Genomic DNA, 15,163 nt, shown 5'->3' on the forward strand with positions numbered 1-15,163 from the left:
TCTTTTTTGTAACTCTAATCGGTTTTACGTAACAGTCTGTTGGCATTATGAGAGCCTTTGGCTATTGAATTACGCCAATTGCGTATCTTTCGTTGAAATGCACTTAGGGCTTATGACATGGTTAGCTCCACAAATTTGGATAAAAATATAATCGGAGTCCATTTAATGATCCATTCAAAGATTATTGGTATTGGCGTAATCACAGGATTGTGTAGTATGGCTGCTTTGGCTGAACCAGCAGTCCAGCCAGGTGATACTTTAGAAAGCTTATCTAAAGTAAAAGTGACTACAACCGTTAACGGCCAACCAGGTTCTATTAGCGATTTGGTCAATAGCGGACAAGTACAGCAAGTTTCTGCTGCACCAACAAGCGCAGCGCCTACCGGTGCTCCTATTCCGGCAGATGTTCCACCAGCACCTCCAGCGGGCGGTGAAATGGCTCCTCCAGCTGCACCAACTGATGCAGTGCCACCTGCACCGAATCAAGCGGCTCCAGCGCCACAAGATCCGAACACTCCACCGCCAACTGCTAACCCGAACCAATCAGCAGACCCAATGGCAAAAGATGGGGCGTTACCAGCAGATGCACCTATGACACAAGCTCAATAATCCGAGCCATAAAAAAACCAAGACATATGTCTTGGTTTTTTTATTACATCAAATTTTATATTTCGATTTGACTACCTAATTCAACAACGCGGTTAGTTGGAATTTGATAGAAATCACTGACCGGACTGGTATTACGCTGCATTGAAATAAACAGCTTTTCTCTCCACGGCGACATGCCGTCACCCACAGAGTGAACAATACGATCACGCGAAATAAAGAAGCTGATATGCATCAAGTCATATTCAAGGCCTAATTGTTCATAGGCTTGCATCAATGCTTTCGGCACATTCATTTCATCTTTAAAGCCGTAGAAAATTTTAATACGGAAGAAATGTTCAGCTAAGGTTTCTGTTGTAATACGCTCTTCAGGTGCAACAAACGGTACATCTTCAATCACTACAGTGACCAAGATATTACGCTGATGCAGTACCTTGTTGTGCTTAATATTATGCAGCATGGCATGTGGCACAACATTCGGTGTACCTGTCATAAATACAGCATCGCCCGGCACCCAGTGCACACTATTACCAATACTTTTTACAAACAAATCGAGTGACAAAGTATCGTGTTCAAGCTTAGCAAAAGTAAGCTCACGGCCACGTTTCCATGTCATTAAAATGGTCACTGCAATTGCACCAATCAGTAATGGCACCCAACCGCCCGACAAGATTTTAAGTGAAGTTGCACCGACCAATACCGACTCTAAAATAAAGAACGGAATAATCAGGAGAAGCACTTTTGGCAGGCTCCACTTCCACGCCGAGTAGATAAACACGGCAACCAAAATCGTGTCACAGAGCATGGTCAAAGTTACGGCCAAACCATATGCACTTGCCAAGTTCGAGCTGGTTTTGAAGATTAAAATTAAGATAATAATTGCGATTAAAAGTAACCAGTTTAAGAAAGGTACATAAATCTGACCTTCTTCAGACTCAGACGTATGTTTAATACTTAAACGCGGTAAATATCCCAATTGAATCGCTTGGCGCGCAAGAGAAAACACCCCAGAAATTACGGCTTGAGAAGCAATGACAGTTGCCATGGTTGCCATAATAATCATTGGGTACAAGGCCCACTGCGGCACCAGTAAATAGAACGGGTTTTCAATTGCCGCTGGGTCTCTGAGTAATAACGCGCCCTGTCCTGCGTAGTTTAAAACCAAGCATGGCAATACCACAAAGAACCACGCCAGACGAATCGGAACTGGTCCGAAATGTCCCATATCGGCATATAGCGCTTCACCACCAGTCACTGTTAACACCACAGCACCCATCACAAAAAATGTCATGATCGGATGGTGATAGATAAACTGGATCGCCCAATGCGGACTAAACATGCCTAGTACCACAGGGGTTTGGATGACACTGTGAATACCCAAGATTCCTAAAGATAAGAACCACACAAGCGTAATTGGACCAAAAAACTTACCTACAAACGCCGTACCGTGCTTTTGCACCAAAAACAGCGTGACGATAATGGCAATTGCAATAGGCATAATGAACGGGTCAAATACATCGGTTGCAATAGACAACCCTTCGACCGCAGACAATACCGAAATGGCTGGGGTAATAATACCGTCACCAAAGAACAGTGATGCCCCAATAAAGCCTATCGCAATCATGTAGATTTTTTTGTTGTCGGCAATTTTCGCTTTACGCAAATTCAACGCGAGTAAGGCCATGATGCCGCCTTCGCCATTGTTGTCTGCACGCATCACGATTGCGACATACTTGATGCTAATAATCAGCATTAAGCACCAAAAAATAATGGATAAAATTCCTAATACGTTTTCAGGCTGAATTCCCAACCCATGCGCTGCATGGAAGGACTCTTTCAAGGCATAGAGCGGACTTGTTCCGATGTCTCCAAAGACCACTCCAAGAGCTGCCAAAGCCGTGGCAGGCAAGGTCGCTTTTTTGGCCGTATTTTGCATTGTGTAATTAAACCAATATGATTTTTAGCGCAATCTTATCACCTCTATTATTTTTTTTCTGTAAAGCTCGTCTTAAATCTTGGCAGGACTCGTTTTTTTAGTTACTATCGCACGCCTTGGTGAGGTGTCCGAGTGGCTGAAGGAGCACGCCTGGAAAGTGTGTATACGTTTACGCGTATCGAGGGTTCGAATCCCTCTCTCACCGCCAGAATTCAAAAAAGACCTAATCGTTTTGATTTAGATCTTTTTTATTTAACTTAAATAAAATTAATTTAATCAACGATAAGTAACTTCGCACCATTCAGGCTAAAAGACTGGTGTGGCTCTGAATTGTCTCCGACTTGATAACTCATGCCTGAAGTTAAAGTAAATGTTCTTCCATCTTTTAATCTACTTTCTAGCTCGCCTTCTAGGCAAAATAATATATGCCCTTTTTCGCACCAATGGTCAGCTAAGTAATTTGCTGAGTACTCGACAAGTCTCACTCTAATCTTATTTGTTTCTTCACCAAAAAATTGAGTTTTCCAATAAGCTTTACCTGTTTCACCACTATATTCAGTGACTTCTATTTCTTCCCAATTTGTAATTTGAAATGGAAAAGGTGCGATATTCATAGTTTTTCCAAAGACGTATTATTGTGTTTTCAACTTATAGACAAAATTGGTTTTTGCAAACGATTTAAAAATAATTATTTATTAGCCCCCACTGCCCAGCTCAGTAACGAGCCAATTAGATTTTGGATCTTTTTTTACAACAGTTACAAACACGATATAGGTTCCCGCAGGGTTACCAGCAAGATCTGCATGTACTTTTTTTATCTTTATGGTAAGTGAAATCATTTTATAAAATTGTTGATAGTAATCAGGTCTATTTTTTGCCGAGTCGTAACGAACTTTTAGCACTTCTAGAACTTTTGAGTCTTTATAAATTTGGGGTATTTCAGCATTTCGAATATTTAAGTTCTCGCCTGACCAAACATATTTGTATGCTGTAGCTGAGTCTCCATTAGAAAGTGAATTAAAAAAGGAAATAGCAACTCGACTTGCCTGTTCTTTTTCAATGTTAGTCTTTTTCTCGTATGTCTCAAGGACTGCAAATAAACTTAATCCAGCAAGAAGTAATCCGATAGTTATAAAGATTCTAGGCTTTAGCATTTGGTTTCCTTGGGAGAATACGTTTGGACTTCACATTTCACCCGTTTCCATACCGCTCCATCTTTTAAATCCGCTTTTTGAAATTCATATAAGCCCATAAAACGGTACATAGCCCGACTACTCAAATTATCTTTAACTCTTGCAAAGACAATTCTTTTCTGTGGGCCATTTTTCCACTCTTCTAATTTTTTAAGTGTAATAGTTTCATCTGTCGACTTTTCAGTAATTGTTAAGCCATCAGGCGATATAGTATTTATCCAATCCTTATTTTCATAAAGTCTAGGAAACCAGATTAAGGTATCTTTTTCATATGGATGAAGTGCTCCACCTCTCTGATAATTTTTATAGTTATAACCAAAGCAATTACAGACATCTTTTGTTGTTTTTAATACTACATTGTCAGCTAGGCTGATGCGTCCTAAATCAATATAAGTTTGAGGGTTATATTCTGTTTCTATATTCCATTCTTTAAACTTAAACTCTTCTACCAGCTTATTCTTTGCAGTCTTTATTTCTTCTATAATTTTATCAATTTGTTGATGAATACTCTCTAAATTTTGAGGTTGACCTTCCTGATTTTTATAAACATTTACCCGAAAAATTTTATGTTCAGTAATACTAATAATATCTTCTTCTCTCATAGCGTCACTTTCTGTTTGAGAGATACTATAAAGAGGCTCATCTATTTGGTTGAGTGAATACTCCATTTTACTATTTCTTAAAAAGTGATGCCCTTCATCAACTTCAATATGAATACCAAGTTGAGGAAAATATAAATCAGTTAAAGCAATTTTCTTATTTGATAATCTAACAAACTGTTGAGTGACAAATTTTAAAGTAATGTCGTTAAGTAAATGAATAATTCGACTAACTACATATGCTTCATAACGTTTATTTTTAGTCCGACCTAATTGTCGAATGACATAATCTGTTAAATCTGAACTGAACATAACTGAATTTTTAGTAATCTATAAGTAAAGCTGTAATTTTACTCCTCTAAATTTCCATTGTCGCTTAATTGAAAAAAATAATAATTATTTAAATCATAAAGATATCTTACACTGAAACTATTTATTTGTAAGGAAAGACCCAAACCCTCACGCTTAGGCCTTTCTATCTTTAAATTTACTCAGACAAAGCTAATAACTTCTGAACATACTGAACGGCACTGTTATCTATTTCTTGGTGAGTTGGAATAGCATCATCTGGTGAAGGGTTTGTGTCTAAACCATAAAATGCATAAAGCGGTTGATAGACCGCCCCAACATATAAAGCAGTAAGTTCAAAAGAACTAAAAATCTGCTCTAACGAAAGCTTATATTCACCTTGCTCTGAATAAACTTTTTCTTGAGCACCTGCAGACACCGCCAACATAAATTTTTTATTTTTAAGCTTGTCACCTGTTGAACCATAAGCCCAACCATACGCCAAAACTTCATCAAGCCATTGTTTCAACAGTGGCGGACAGTTAAACCAATACACTGGAAATTGAAAGACTAAATTTTCGTATTCTTCTACAAGCGCTTGTTCTTTGGCAACATCAATTACGCCATCTGGGTAGGCTTGATAAATCTGGTGAACTGTAAATTGGTCGGGATATTTTTCTAACTCCTCTACCCATCTTTTATTAATTACAGACTGGTCTATGTGAGGATGTGCAACGATCACTAATGTCTTTTTCATTATAAAAACACTCTTATCGAAAAGTAGATAAATCGATTATAGAAGTGTGCTTTCCTAAATATAAGTACGGTAATTTTTGTTATATACTATACTAAAAGATAGTGTAGATTTTAAAAATGACTGACTGCCTTCCATCAAATACGCCATTAGAAGAAACAGGTTTTGGCTATACCCTTTCTTTAATTAATGGCAAATATAAGATGATCATCATGTATTGGCTGTATGGAAAAACCGTTATGCGTTTTAATGAGTTGCAGCGCTGTATTGGCAATATTTCATTTAGAACGCTGAGCAATACACTCAAAGAGTTAGAAAGAGACGAACTGATTATTCGTAAGGAATATCCTCAAATTCCACCAAAGGTTGAGTATCGTCTTTCTGAAAGAGGACAGTCTTTAATTCCTTTGCTAGATATGATGTGCCAATGGGGCGAGCGGAATATGAATTCTTAGTTTTATAGACTGAAAGTGATACTCAATATGAGACATGAATTAAGAGAAATTTTTATTAAGGGATGCGACGATAAAATTGAGAAGAAGGGAGATAATGTCGGTCTGTCTTTTTATGCTTTTTTTAAAAATAAAAATGATAACCCTGAACTACTTATGGAAGCAGCGCATTGATGGATTATGGAGCATAAGCTAGATCACTTCGAGAAGGCTGTGAAGATTAAACAATTGGTTTTGAGTGAAAGCTAAAAATAGAATTATTTAAAAGGCTTAAATTTAAGTAAATTAAGCCTTTTTTTTATTTTAAAAACTTCTATTTAACATATGACCAAACATCAGGATCTGTATATTCTTCATCGATATGATAGCCCTCAGCCTTAGCTTTTCTCTCCTCCTTTTCCCGATATTTTTTATTTTCAATTAATCTCTTTTTAAACGCTTGCTCGAATTCACTAGGTGTCATTTTATCAGAGTCAGGAATTGAGTCTCTTTCATTGTATCGAACACTCTGAAAGCTAAATCTAAGCATATATTGCTCTTCATTACGCTCATTCTTAGCTGTTCTTTTTAAACTGATATCTAAAATAATCCCATTAGCGTACAATCTATAACCCAATGATTTTGTTGGGCTGTTGTTTATTATATTTTTCCACTCCTCAAAGCTAAAAATATAACTAGGATCAATGACATCACGACTTTTCGATAGATGCTTAATATTATCTCCTTTAGCAATACGCGGAGCATCTGTAAAGAAATAGTTTTTCCAGCCAGCCTGATTAATACGTTTCATTAAAGCTACATAGCTTTGATAAACCTGCTCTGGGGTAGCAAATTCTTCTTTTGTGAGGCCAGCATCAATATCTAAAACTTGGATCCCTTCATTTTTGTCATATTGAGTTCCTAATACAGAGAAAACATGGTCAATCGATAAACTGTTAGGACCATTATCTATAGTTAATTTTCCTAAGTTAGGAGGAGAAAATTGAAGCTCTCTAAAGCTAACGCCAGCCGGATGATTATCGACATTACCATTACTATACTTTGAAAAATCTTGAATACCTTGTTCACCCATATGCAAAGTGTAGGCTTGCTGATTCATAGTCAAATTCTCATTATGTTCTGATGTTGGCTGACAAGCGGAAAGTAATAATCCAAAAATAAAGATTAGGAAATATTGTTTAAATTTTGCCATCATTACTATCTTTCCCTACTTTAAACTCTGCTTTGCTATTTCCCCATCCTGCAATAGTTTCTAATTCTTTTTCTAAAAAGTCTCTTCCTTTATCACTTTGCATTAATCGATGATACTTAGCTGCTGCAACTTTAATCCATTTCATACGACTATCATAAACTTCAACTTGTGTACCCTCTAATGGTTCGCTATAAACCGTTTCAGGCAATTGGGATAGAACCCCTGCATGACGCCCTTTATACTGTCCTTGTTTATTAGGTTTAACTGCATCGACCCCATAATCGCTAGTTAAAACAAGAGTACTATCTGGTAAACCAGTAAATCGTTGTAAAGAAGCCTGTTTCTGGACTTTCCACTCCTTCCAAACAAGTTCTTGTAAAATATTATATTGTTCTTGAACTGCAATCGCCATTAGATGATCAAAAAGATTTTTAGAGGCTGTTTTAAAATTATCATTTCGAGTTTTCCCTACTCGCTTAAAAGTGTTCTCAATATCAGGTAAATACCCAAAACCTTCTTCTATTTGGTCAGTCCATCCTAATTGTTTAATAACTGATAAGGAGTTAGACCAAGGTAAATTCTCGACTTGTTTTTTAATATGTTTAAAACCAGATACTTTTCGGGCTTTCATACAAGTTTTAAAGGAGGTTGATGAAGCACTCCATGCATAATGCCATGGGGCAATATCCATAAATAACCATAAATTGCCCTTAGCAAAAGAGTGTACAGGATCCCGAATCATAGAATTAATAACAGGAGCTGTTAAAACACCGCCTAGGGCACCAGAAATCACAGGTGCCCACTTGTATCCCCATGCAGTCAATCCATGTTTAAAAATAGCAGCTACTGTTTTAGAGGCAAATGCCCCAAGCCCCATCCAATAGTAACGCCCCTTAAATAGTTTAGTACCTGAGATTTCTTGTTCTAAATAAATTCTGGCATAAACAGAAGCAATACGCCTTGCTCTGGCCTCATACCCAGGTTCAAGTTTGTAATGATTCGCACTTTTAAGGTTAGAAACTCTTTTTATGGCCTCTTGCTGATAAATTTCCCAGAAAGTTAAGCAATCACATTGAACGGTTTTACAGCTATTTTCCGTAGTATTGGTATTACTGTCCCAATCAAGACTTCCACTCATTTAGCATCACCATTATTGTCAGCAGAATCAGCCTCGAAACTTATCCAATTTAAATCCAACTTTAAATTTTCTTCCTTTGAAGTATGAATACGCTTAGATCTACCCTTGTCATCTGCTTGAGAGATGTACTCATTTCCATCGGTAGAAATTTTATAATCTACTTTTTTCATGGGTTCACCCGAAGGTAATAACATTTGGAATTTCTCGTTATATGCCTCATAAGCGGGTAATCCTTGAATATTTACCCCGACTTCAGCCCCACCTTTAAATAGGTGCTGTCCAGCCTTTACCTCAAACTTTGCTGGAGTAATTAATGTAATACCATTTTTATTGATAATAATCTGAGAACCGCCGGCCATATACAAAACCTTATCTGGTAAAAATTTATTTGTCTTCCTATAATAGATTTCATGAAATTAACTAAATTATCTTAATATTATGACCTTTATTCTTGCTATTCAACTTGAGGATAGTATTGCGATTGCAGCAGACACACGTAGTACTATATCGTATCAGGATAATGGCTCATATTTATATCAAGACGGTGTTCAAAAGTTCTTTCCATGGGAAAACGGTATTATTACAGGAACTGGCGAATTAAACCTTATCCAAAATGTTATGCTTTCTTTCAATAATTTTACGAAACAGAATATTCATGAGCTACCAAATTTATTGAAGACATCTAAATTAATACGTGAACAAGAAATTTCACATTCACAGTTAGAAATCACAAAATTATTATATTCGACTTATAGTAAAAATGGGGCACAAATTTACTCAATTCAACCTAATAAACTAGAAGAATATGAAGTAATTAGATGTGAGAAAAATGAAATTTTGCTATGGACATTTAATCCAGATATTCGGCCTATTATTAATGCACTGACAGAATTATATTCCAGCTTAAAACCATTAAAAGTATTTAATAATATGGCTGACTGTATTTATTATTATTTAAACCAAATATCTCCTATTTTTCGTAAGCAAGCTCAACATGACTCTATGATGAGCAAAGAATTTAACTTCTTTTTTCAAACCAAAGATGAATATTTTTTTGGAGAATTTTTAAATAATAGCTCTAATACACTGAATAGAAAATAATCTTTTAAGGTAGCCTCTATTAGCCTTTCCCCATCCCACCTTTAAAATAATCAAACAACTCCTCTTACAATAAACAAAACTATCTCGATTTAAGCCATCCTCCGATTTCTTTTAATACATCAACTAGCTTTTCTAATTTTCGGCCTTCCGCAGTTAAAGAATATTCAACCTTAACAGGAACTTGTGCATAGACTTCTCTTAAAATAAAGCCTTCTTCTTCTAAGAAACGTAGCTCTAAAGTCAGCATTCTTTGAGAAATATTAGGAATTGCTCTGCGTAACTCATTAAAACGCATTGTTCTTTCTAATAAAAAAGAAATAATGAGCATGCGCCAACGACCACCTAACACCGTCATGGCTTCTTCGACTGTACAGCCTGAAATGTTATCTTTCATAGATGATTACTAAGTATAATAAATATACCTACATAACAAAAAAATGCCTAATTTACAACCTATACCTAATTATAAATAATGCTTCTATCTAACCCATCACGGATATTTACTGTGGAATATAAAGAAATTTCAAAGAAAACCATCGGGCATTTATATTCAGCTCATTCATCTATTAGATCTTCAGATTTAGACCCAAAACTGATTGCTTTAGCCGAGTTGTATGTATCTCAAATCAATGGTTGCGCGTATTGTTGTGCTTTTCATTCCAAGGAATTAAGAGACTTTGGCATAGCTCAAGAAGTTATCGACCAAATACCGGGTTATAAACATTCAAAAGCCTTTTCTGAAAAACAAAAAGTCGTTTTGGAGTTTGCATCCGCAATTACTTCTTTAAATGACCCGAAACAAATTGAAGCGACCAGAGAAAGTTTGGCTCAGCATTTTAGTGAAAAAGAGATTGTAGATTTAACGGCGAGTATTTCTTTAATGGGGGCATTAAACAGATTAAGAATTACCTTAGGCGATTAAGCCCCATACAAATTTTTAAGTTTAAAAAAGGCCTAAATCTAGGCCTTTCCCCATCAAACCCGACTTAAAAAATAATCAATCAGATGCTCCCTTTCATCAGTTTGATTTGAACTTAAAAGCTGCACCATTGCTCCATCGACCACAAACAAAAACATATGCGCATCTTCAACTGTAGCGGCAGATTTTACAGTTAAAAGTAGTTTATGAATTTCCTGAATAAGCCAGTTTCGGTAATCAATAACCACTTTATAAGCCGACGGATAATGTTTTTCTATTTCAAAAATTGCTTTAAAAGGCAAACGATAAAGCCCGTCTGAGTCAGCATGTAAAAAGAAAATTCTCTTAAGTTTATCGAACACCATCAGTTCACGATACGAATAGATCGTGGAAAATACCTCTTCTTTTAAAGCGTCTGTTTGAAAAGTTAAGCTCATCTGGATGAGCCTTTCTTTTGAATGGAAGTAGTTGTAAAAGGTTGCTTTGGGAATTTGGGAGTCGGCAATAATTCGGTCTACCCCTACCTTATGAAACCCGTATTGGTTAAATAAATCTTTTGCCGTGTGGAGCACTCGCAATGCTCTAAATGAAGCTTCTAAATTTTTCATGTATATCGCTTAAAATAATTTTTTGTTGTAAATAAAAGAGATAGAAATGCCGTCGCTCTTAAATTGAGCGTTAAATACAGGCATGCAAAAACCGCACAAAAATGGTGTGCTCGCCTATCTCGGGTTTTATTGTTGCTATGATTTTTTAGTCGTAATGACCTATGGCTTAAAACCTAAAGTCGGTTAAACCGTTTTAAAGACCAGTTGGGTATAGAGTCAAAGATTTTGGCGAAGGTTGCCAATGAAAGAGTTGAAATAGTACGCATGTGCGGACTCCTTGTGTGTAAAGGAGTTCTACCTGATCACTGTCAAATGATGGTGGTAGAACGAGAGAAGGTTGACAGACTGACACACAAGAATCAGCACGCACAAGGCGTCCCTCCCTCGCCCTACCGCTACGAAGGGGGACGAACGAGTTCGCCACCAAAAAGAGAACTTTTTGATGTCTTGTGTGTTATATCGATCTGTCAAAATCGACTGGCAATGTGGCCAGCAGGCAAAGGATAATCCGCGTGTTTTTGGGTGTCAATGTAAGGTTGAATAGAAATTGGTTAAATAATTATTTTTGTTTATTCAATTAGATATTTAAGCTAAAAAGACCTTTAATTTAAATTTAACGATATCATCATAATAGTAAAATTGGTGGCAGAACGAAAAGAGGTTAGCAGACTGGCCATACAGAACCAGCACACTCGAAAGTGTCCTCTTATCACTCTACCGTAGAATGGTGACAGAACGAAAAGGGGTTAGCAGATGGTACACAAAGGAAAACCCAATACACCCGAAGGTGTCACCCTTTTCGCTCTATCGTAAAATGATGGCAAAACGAAAAGGGGTTAGCAGGCTGGGTACAGTACCAGCACACCCGAAAGTGTCCCCTTTTCGTTCTACCGCAGAATCGGTTGCAGACAAAGAATAATTATCAAATTTTTAAGTGTCAATATTCATATATTATTAATTTATAAAATATTTTTATTTCTATTGGCTCATTTTTCTCATTGTTAATTTATTATTCATTTTCAAACCTGTTTAAATGAACAGATTGATCACGCTATAAATAAAAGCTACAGTAAATAAAGTTTGAATTTTATAACTTTAAATAAATTGATAATGCATGCAGGCAAAGACATGGAAACCATACATGATTTTTATCGCCGCTTTTCTTTAACCAGAGATAGCGATTACTCGGTTCCATCGACGTCGTTTGGACATTTTAACGTGTTCCAACGCGATGCTTGCTCGTTCCTCACACCTTATAGCCGCCGCGATTATTATAAAATTTCACTGGTTTTAGGCACAGGTGAACTTCACTATGCTAACCGCTGGATACGAGTCGACCGCCCTGCTTTGCTGTTTTCAAACCCGATGGTGCCCTACGCATGGGAAATTAATTCGCCTGAACAGGCAGGCTGGTTTTGTCTATTTACCGAAGAGTTTGTAAACCAAGAATCGCGACAAAGCTTTTTAAAAGACTCTCCGCTGTTTAAAGTCGACGGCGACCCGCTGTATTTTTTAAACGACCAACAAGTTGAAGAAATTTCATTTATTTTCAAAAAGATGATGAATGAAATAAACTCAGACTACATTCATAAATACAACGTTTTAAGAAATTATTTGCACCTGATTGTGCATGAAGCCATGAAAATGCAACCGACCCAACAGTTTGAAAAACATAGTAATGCTTCGGTACGCATTTGCCATTTGTTCTTTGAATTATTAGAGCGCCAGTTCCCCATCGACTCGCCACATTTTCAGCTTAAACTCAAAACTGCAAATGACTTTGCCTATGGCTTGTCAGTGCATGTGAACCATTTAAACCGAGCTGTAAAAGAAGCCACAGGTAAAACTACGTCTGAACATATTAGCTCGCGCATTACGCAAGAAGCCAAAGCGCTGCTACAACACACCAGTTGGAATATTTCCGAAATTGCCTATAGCTTAGGCTTTGAATATTCAGCGTATTTCACCAATTTCTTTAAGAAAAATACGGGCTTTTCGCCTAAAAAATTCCGCGAAGACTGTGTGGCCTAAAAACAGATTGTTTGAATTTTATAATTATTGGTTTGAATGTTATACGTCAGTTTGAGCCAAAGCATTTTATATTTTTTCTACTCAAGTGATTTTGCAAAAAGAGTGTGAAAAATGAAATATAGAACTTTAGGACAAACGGGCGAAAAAGTATCAGCACTTGGTTTAGGTTGCATGGGAATGAGCTTTGCCTATGGTGCCTCAGACGACACACAAAGCATTGCAACTTTAGAAAAAGCCTTGGACCTCGGCATTAACTTTTGGGACACTGCCGACATGTACGGCAACGGCGCAAACGAAGTGTTGCTCTCAAAAGTTTTAGAAAAACACCGTGACAAAGTGTTCTTGGCGACCAAATTTGGCTTCCGCTATAAAGAAGATAACCTCAACCCGAAAAATTCTTTAGAGTCTTATATCGACGGCTCACCTGAGTGGATTAAAGTCGCGGTCGAAAACAGCTTAAGACGCTTAAATACAGACGTGATTGATTTGTATTATGCACACCGCATAGACCCAAATGTTCCGGTTGAAGATACCATTGGCGCAATGGCGGACTTGGTCAAACAAGGTAAAGTTCGTTATTTAGGACTCAGTGAAGCTTCGGCTGAAACCATTCGTAAAGCACATGCGATTCACCCGATTGCAGCGGTTCAACATGAATATTCGCTACTTACCCGTGAGTTTGAGCAAACCCATTTGCAAACCATTCGTGAGTTAGGTATTAGCCTTGTGCCATATTCTCCGTTATCGCGTGGTTTAATCACCAATACGCTTGATGTAAATAACTTAGACGAAAATGATTTCCGTCACCAGTTACCACGTTATCAGGGCGATAACTGGAAAAATAACCAAAGCTTGGCACAAGCATTTAGCGAGTTTGCTCAAAGCAAAAATGCGACAGCGGCTCAACTGGCTTTGGCTTGGATTTTGGCGCAAGGTGACGACATTATTCCAATTCCGGGTACGCGTAAAATCGAGCGACTTGTGGAAAATGCGGGTGCTGTAGACCTTCATTTAACACCAGCAGATTTGGCAGAAATTGAAGCGATTATTGCGAGATACCCAAACATGGGCGCACGCTATAACGCTCAGCAACTTGCTGCGGTCAACCACTAAAATATGAGTTATTAAAAAGTCCGACTCAGTGTCGGACTTTTTAGTTTAGTCTTTGCTATATGTGCCTTGCTGGCGTCCACCTTCCCAGATCGCATCTAAGGATTTATCCGAAATCGTTAGGCTTTCAGGGAAAATACTTAAATCCTTTTTAAATTTAGCCTCTGGTTTTAAGCCAATACAGTCTCCATTTTTCCACCATGTGCCTTCGGCATATTGGTCTAAAGCACCCACAGCAAGCATCCATTGAAACTTGCCATCTGGCTGAAGTAAAAGTTCTGAACCGACTTCCATTACACCATGTAAATAATAGTGCCCACTCCACGCCTCATCGGCCTTTTGGAATTTCACTTCCTTACAGGTACTAGTCGGCTCTGCATAAATGTGAGCAGAAAAAATAACCGTTGAAACAAGCAGTAAAGGTGCAAATATATTTTTCATTATTGTGTTCCTATATGTTTAATCTTATTTTCCAGACTCAACTTTTAAATACGTTCCATCGGCATAAACGTTATGTCCAAAGCCACACCCCGACTCACCTTCGCTTTGTTTAACCTGAATATAATTTCCTAATTTCGCATTGGTTCTAAAATCGAGCTGAATACGGCAGTCTTGATCTTTATAAATGGTTTGCTTGGCATTGGCCGGCATTTTGGTGTCAAACTCACCCATATTTGGGCCATAAATTAAGCTTCGTAAGCCCATATATAAACCAGCATAGCTAATTGCATATTGGCCCTGTTTACGACTTACCGTGATGTGATCCCACTCACCAAAACCTGAGTAACGGACGTACTCACCCGACAAATCATTTGATGCTTTAGGTTGAGGCAACTGCTTAAGGTTAAATTGACTAGACTTTGATTTTTCATCAAGCATAAACCATGCTCTTGCCCAAAGTGGCTGACCCAATTTGGCATAGGCTAAGCCCACGTTATTGTTGGCAACTTCAATATCACGGTCGGTAAATTTAACTGTGGTTTCATCTGCATTAGCCTTACAAAAAGCAGTCCAAGAGGCTTGGTTCTGGAAATTTTCGAGCGCTTTTTTATATTGTTTTTGATCGTAGAATTTCTTACCTAAGCTCGCGTATTGCTTCACTTTATTACAGCCTTGTTGTAATTCTTGTTCATAAGAAAACTCTGCATGGGTCACCGCCAAAGCCGAAAGTGTAAGAACCGCGCAACCTGAAATAATCGATTTAATCATTTTTAAAATTCTTTAATAATTAACTAA

The 15,163-nt window shown here is 37.4% G+C and carries 18 protein-coding genes, 1 tRNA gene and 1 pseudogene; 8 read left to right on the top strand and 12 right to left on the bottom strand.

Annotation, left to right across the window (positions count from 1 at the left end; genetic code table 11):
- Positions 1-165 precede the first annotated feature (165 nt).
- A complete protein-coding gene (locus tag EGS71_RS11430; protein ID WP_000581865.1) occupies positions 166-609 on the top strand; it encodes a hypothetical protein in 444 nt (147 codons plus the stop codon).
- A gap of 55 nt (positions 610-664) precedes the next feature.
- On the opposite strand, the gene EGS71_RS11435 is transcribed toward EGS71_RS11430, so the two are convergent.
- A complete protein-coding gene (locus EGS71_RS11435) occupies positions 665-2,542 on the bottom strand; it encodes a potassium transporter Kup (protein ID WP_001181667.1) in 1,878 nt (625 codons plus the stop codon).
- A 118-nt stretch (positions 2,543-2,660) separates the two neighbouring features.
- On the opposite strand from EGS71_RS11435, the gene EGS71_RS11440 reads away from it, so the two are divergent.
- A tRNA-Ser gene (locus EGS71_RS11440) sits at positions 2,661-2,750 on the top strand.
- A 64-nt stretch (positions 2,751-2,814) separates the two neighbouring features.
- On the opposite strand, the gene EGS71_RS11445 is transcribed toward EGS71_RS11440, so the two are convergent.
- The 4 genes from EGS71_RS11445 to EGS71_RS11460 form a co-directional block, all read right to left on the bottom strand.
- On the bottom strand, positions 2,815-3,156 hold the full coding sequence (locus EGS71_RS11445) for a DHCW motif cupin fold protein (RefSeq protein ID WP_001017481.1): 342 nt from the start codon (positions 3,154-3,156) through the stop codon (positions 2,815-2,817).
- 81 nt (positions 3,157-3,237) lie between these two features.
- Complete coding sequence (locus tag EGS71_RS11450; RefSeq protein ID WP_000917508.1) at positions 3,238-3,696, bottom strand: hypothetical protein; 459 nt, start codon at positions 3,694-3,696, stop codon at positions 3,238-3,240.
- The gene (locus EGS71_RS11455; protein ID WP_000492974.1) at positions 3,690-4,646 is read right to left on the bottom strand and encodes an AbaSI family restriction endonuclease; all 957 of its coding nucleotides are present in this window, start codon (positions 4,644-4,646) and stop codon (positions 3,690-3,692) included. Before EGS71_RS11455 ends, EGS71_RS11450 begins: the two co-directional genes overlap by 7 nt.
- Before the next feature lie 175 nt (positions 4,647-4,821).
- Positions 4,822-5,379 (bottom strand): NAD(P)H-dependent oxidoreductase, encoded by a 558-nt coding sequence (locus EGS71_RS11460; RefSeq protein ID WP_000753359.1) that lies wholly within the window; start codon positions 5,377-5,379, stop codon positions 4,822-4,824.
- Between the two features lie 116 nt (positions 5,380-5,495).
- On the opposite strand from EGS71_RS11460, the gene EGS71_RS11470 reads away from it, so the two are divergent.
- Complete coding sequence (locus tag EGS71_RS11470; RefSeq protein WP_000128772.1) at positions 5,496-5,831, top strand: winged helix-turn-helix transcriptional regulator; 336 nt, start codon at positions 5,496-5,498, stop codon at positions 5,829-5,831.
- Between the two features lie 27 nt (positions 5,832-5,858).
- Positions 5,859-6,077, top strand: a pseudogene (locus EGS71_RS11475) (DUF6500 family protein).
- Positions 6,078-6,141: 64 nt separating this feature from the next.
- Here the strand turns inward: EGS71_RS11475 and EGS71_RS11480 are convergent.
- The 3 genes from EGS71_RS11480 to EGS71_RS11490 are packed head-to-tail and all read right to left on the bottom strand — an operon-like array spanning position 6,142 to position 8,517.
- Positions 6,142-7,023 carry a hypothetical protein gene (locus EGS71_RS11480; RefSeq protein ID WP_000968049.1) on the bottom strand — a complete coding sequence of 294 codons (882 nt, stop codon included), beginning with the start codon at positions 7,021-7,023 and terminating at the stop codon, positions 6,142-6,144.
- Positions 7,007-8,158 (bottom strand): DUF2515 family protein, encoded by a 1,152-nt coding sequence (locus EGS71_RS11485; protein ID WP_000016867.1) that lies wholly within the window; start codon positions 8,156-8,158, stop codon positions 7,007-7,009. The genes EGS71_RS11480 and EGS71_RS11485 overlap by 17 nt, the downstream gene beginning before the upstream one ends.
- A complete protein-coding gene (locus EGS71_RS11490) occupies positions 8,155-8,517 on the bottom strand; it encodes a hypothetical protein (protein ID WP_000897078.1) in 363 nt (120 codons plus the stop codon). Before EGS71_RS11490 ends, EGS71_RS11485 begins: the two co-directional genes overlap by 4 nt.
- A 79-nt stretch (positions 8,518-8,596) precedes the next feature.
- Here EGS71_RS11490 and EGS71_RS11495 point away from each other — a divergent pair, with 79 nt between their 5' ends.
- Positions 8,597-9,259: a hypothetical protein gene (locus EGS71_RS11495; RefSeq protein WP_000142810.1), complete on the top strand. Its 663-nt coding sequence runs from the start codon at positions 8,597-8,599 to the stop codon at positions 9,257-9,259.
- 79 nt (positions 9,260-9,338) lie between these two features.
- Here the strand turns inward: EGS71_RS11495 and EGS71_RS11500 are convergent, their stop codons facing one another.
- Positions 9,339-9,653 carry a winged helix-turn-helix transcriptional regulator gene (locus EGS71_RS11500; protein WP_000654308.1) on the bottom strand — a complete coding sequence of 105 codons (315 nt, stop codon included), beginning with the start codon at positions 9,651-9,653 and terminating at the stop codon, positions 9,339-9,341.
- Between the two features lie 111 nt (positions 9,654-9,764).
- Here EGS71_RS11500 and EGS71_RS11505 point away from each other — a divergent pair, with 111 nt between their 5' ends.
- Entirely contained in the window at positions 9,765-10,181 is a 417-nt protein-coding gene (locus EGS71_RS11505) for a carboxymuconolactone decarboxylase family protein (RefSeq protein WP_000455803.1), read from the top strand.
- 53 nt (positions 10,182-10,234) lie between these two features.
- Here the strand turns inward: EGS71_RS11505 and EGS71_RS11510 are convergent, their stop codons facing one another.
- Positions 10,235-10,786, bottom strand: coding sequence for a TetR/AcrR family transcriptional regulator (locus tag EGS71_RS11510; RefSeq protein WP_000792713.1), 552 nt, complete (start codon positions 10,784-10,786; stop codon positions 10,235-10,237).
- A 1,128-nt stretch (positions 10,787-11,914) separates the two neighbouring features.
- On the opposite strand from EGS71_RS11510, the gene EGS71_RS11520 reads away from it, so the two are divergent.
- Both EGS71_RS11520 and EGS71_RS11525 read left to right on the top strand, forming a co-directional pair.
- Positions 11,915-12,817 carry a helix-turn-helix domain-containing protein gene (locus tag EGS71_RS11520; protein ID WP_000447716.1) on the top strand — a complete coding sequence of 301 codons (903 nt, stop codon included), beginning with the start codon at positions 11,915-11,917 and terminating at the stop codon, positions 12,815-12,817.
- A 111-nt stretch (positions 12,818-12,928) separates the two neighbouring features.
- A complete protein-coding gene (locus EGS71_RS11525) occupies positions 12,929-13,930 on the top strand; it encodes an aldo/keto reductase (RefSeq protein WP_000877469.1) in 1,002 nt (333 codons plus the stop codon).
- A 45-nt stretch (positions 13,931-13,975) separates the two neighbouring features.
- On the opposite strand, the gene EGS71_RS11530 is transcribed toward EGS71_RS11525, so the two are convergent.
- Together EGS71_RS11530 and EGS71_RS11535 are read right to left on the bottom strand one after the other, a co-directional pair.
- Positions 13,976-14,368 (bottom strand): hypothetical protein, encoded by a 393-nt coding sequence (locus tag EGS71_RS11530; protein ID WP_000789145.1) that lies wholly within the window; start codon positions 14,366-14,368, stop codon positions 13,976-13,978.
- 24 nt (positions 14,369-14,392) lie between these two features.
- Positions 14,393-15,136, bottom strand: coding sequence for a hypothetical protein (locus EGS71_RS11535; protein ID WP_000597370.1), 744 nt, complete (start codon positions 15,134-15,136; stop codon positions 14,393-14,395).
- Between the last annotated feature and the right edge of the window lie 27 nt (positions 15,137-15,163).

Origin of the sequence: Acinetobacter sp. FDAARGOS_559 (assembly GCF_003940475.1) — a bacterium.
Taxonomy (GTDB): domain Bacteria; phylum Pseudomonadota; class Gammaproteobacteria; order Pseudomonadales; family Moraxellaceae; genus Acinetobacter; species Acinetobacter baumannii.

What these genes read in the sequence shown, in the direction of transcription:
- EGS71_RS11500 (WP_000654308.1), bottom strand. Translation starts at nt 9,653, where the DNA reads ATGAAAGATAACATTTCAGGCTGTACAGTCGAAGAAGCCATGACGGTG.
- EGS71_RS11530 (WP_000789145.1), bottom strand. Translation starts at nt 14,368, where the DNA reads ATGAAAAATATATTTGCACCTTTACTGCTTGTTTCAACGGTTATTTTT.
- EGS71_RS11520 (WP_000447716.1), top strand. Translation starts at nt 11,915, where the DNA reads ATGGAAACCATACATGATTTTTATCGCCGCTTTTCTTTAACCAGAGAT.
- EGS71_RS11485 (WP_000016867.1), bottom strand. Translation starts at nt 8,158, where the DNA reads ATGAGTGGAAGTCTTGATTGGGACAGTAATACCAATACTACGGAAAAT.
- EGS71_RS11480 (WP_000968049.1), bottom strand. Translation starts at nt 7,023, where the DNA reads ATGATGGCAAAATTTAAACAATATTTCCTAATCTTTATTTTTGGATTA.
- EGS71_RS11495 (WP_000142810.1), top strand. Translation starts at nt 8,597, where the DNA reads ATGACCTTTATTCTTGCTATTCAACTTGAGGATAGTATTGCGATTGCA.
- EGS71_RS11455 (WP_000492974.1), bottom strand. Translation starts at nt 4,646, where the DNA reads ATGTTCAGTTCAGATTTAACAGATTATGTCATTCGACAATTAGGTCGG.
- EGS71_RS11510 (WP_000792713.1), bottom strand. Translation starts at nt 10,786, where the DNA reads ATGAAAAATTTAGAAGCTTCATTTAGAGCATTGCGAGTGCTCCACACG.
- EGS71_RS11535 (WP_000597370.1), bottom strand. Translation starts at nt 15,136, where the DNA reads ATGATTAAATCGATTATTTCAGGTTGCGCGGTTCTTACACTTTCGGCT.
- EGS71_RS11470 (WP_000128772.1), top strand. Translation starts at nt 5,496, where the DNA reads ATGACTGACTGCCTTCCATCAAATACGCCATTAGAAGAAACAGGTTTT.
- EGS71_RS11460 (WP_000753359.1), bottom strand. Translation starts at nt 5,379, where the DNA reads ATGAAAAAGACATTAGTGATCGTTGCACATCCTCACATAGACCAGTCT.
- EGS71_RS11450 (WP_000917508.1), bottom strand. Translation starts at nt 3,696, where the DNA reads ATGCTAAAGCCTAGAATCTTTATAACTATCGGATTACTTCTTGCTGGA.
- EGS71_RS11525 (WP_000877469.1), top strand. Translation starts at nt 12,929, where the DNA reads ATGAAATATAGAACTTTAGGACAAACGGGCGAAAAAGTATCAGCACTT.
- EGS71_RS11445 (WP_001017481.1), bottom strand. Translation starts at nt 3,156, where the DNA reads ATGAATATCGCACCTTTTCCATTTCAAATTACAAATTGGGAAGAAATA.
- EGS71_RS11435 (WP_001181667.1), bottom strand. Translation starts at nt 2,542, where the DNA reads ATGCAAAATACGGCCAAAAAAGCGACCTTGCCTGCCACGGCTTTGGCA.
- EGS71_RS11490 (WP_000897078.1), bottom strand. Translation starts at nt 8,517, where the DNA reads ATGGCCGGCGGTTCTCAGATTATTATCAATAAAAATGGTATTACATTA.
- EGS71_RS11430 (WP_000581865.1), top strand. Translation starts at nt 166, where the DNA reads ATGATCCATTCAAAGATTATTGGTATTGGCGTAATCACAGGATTGTGT.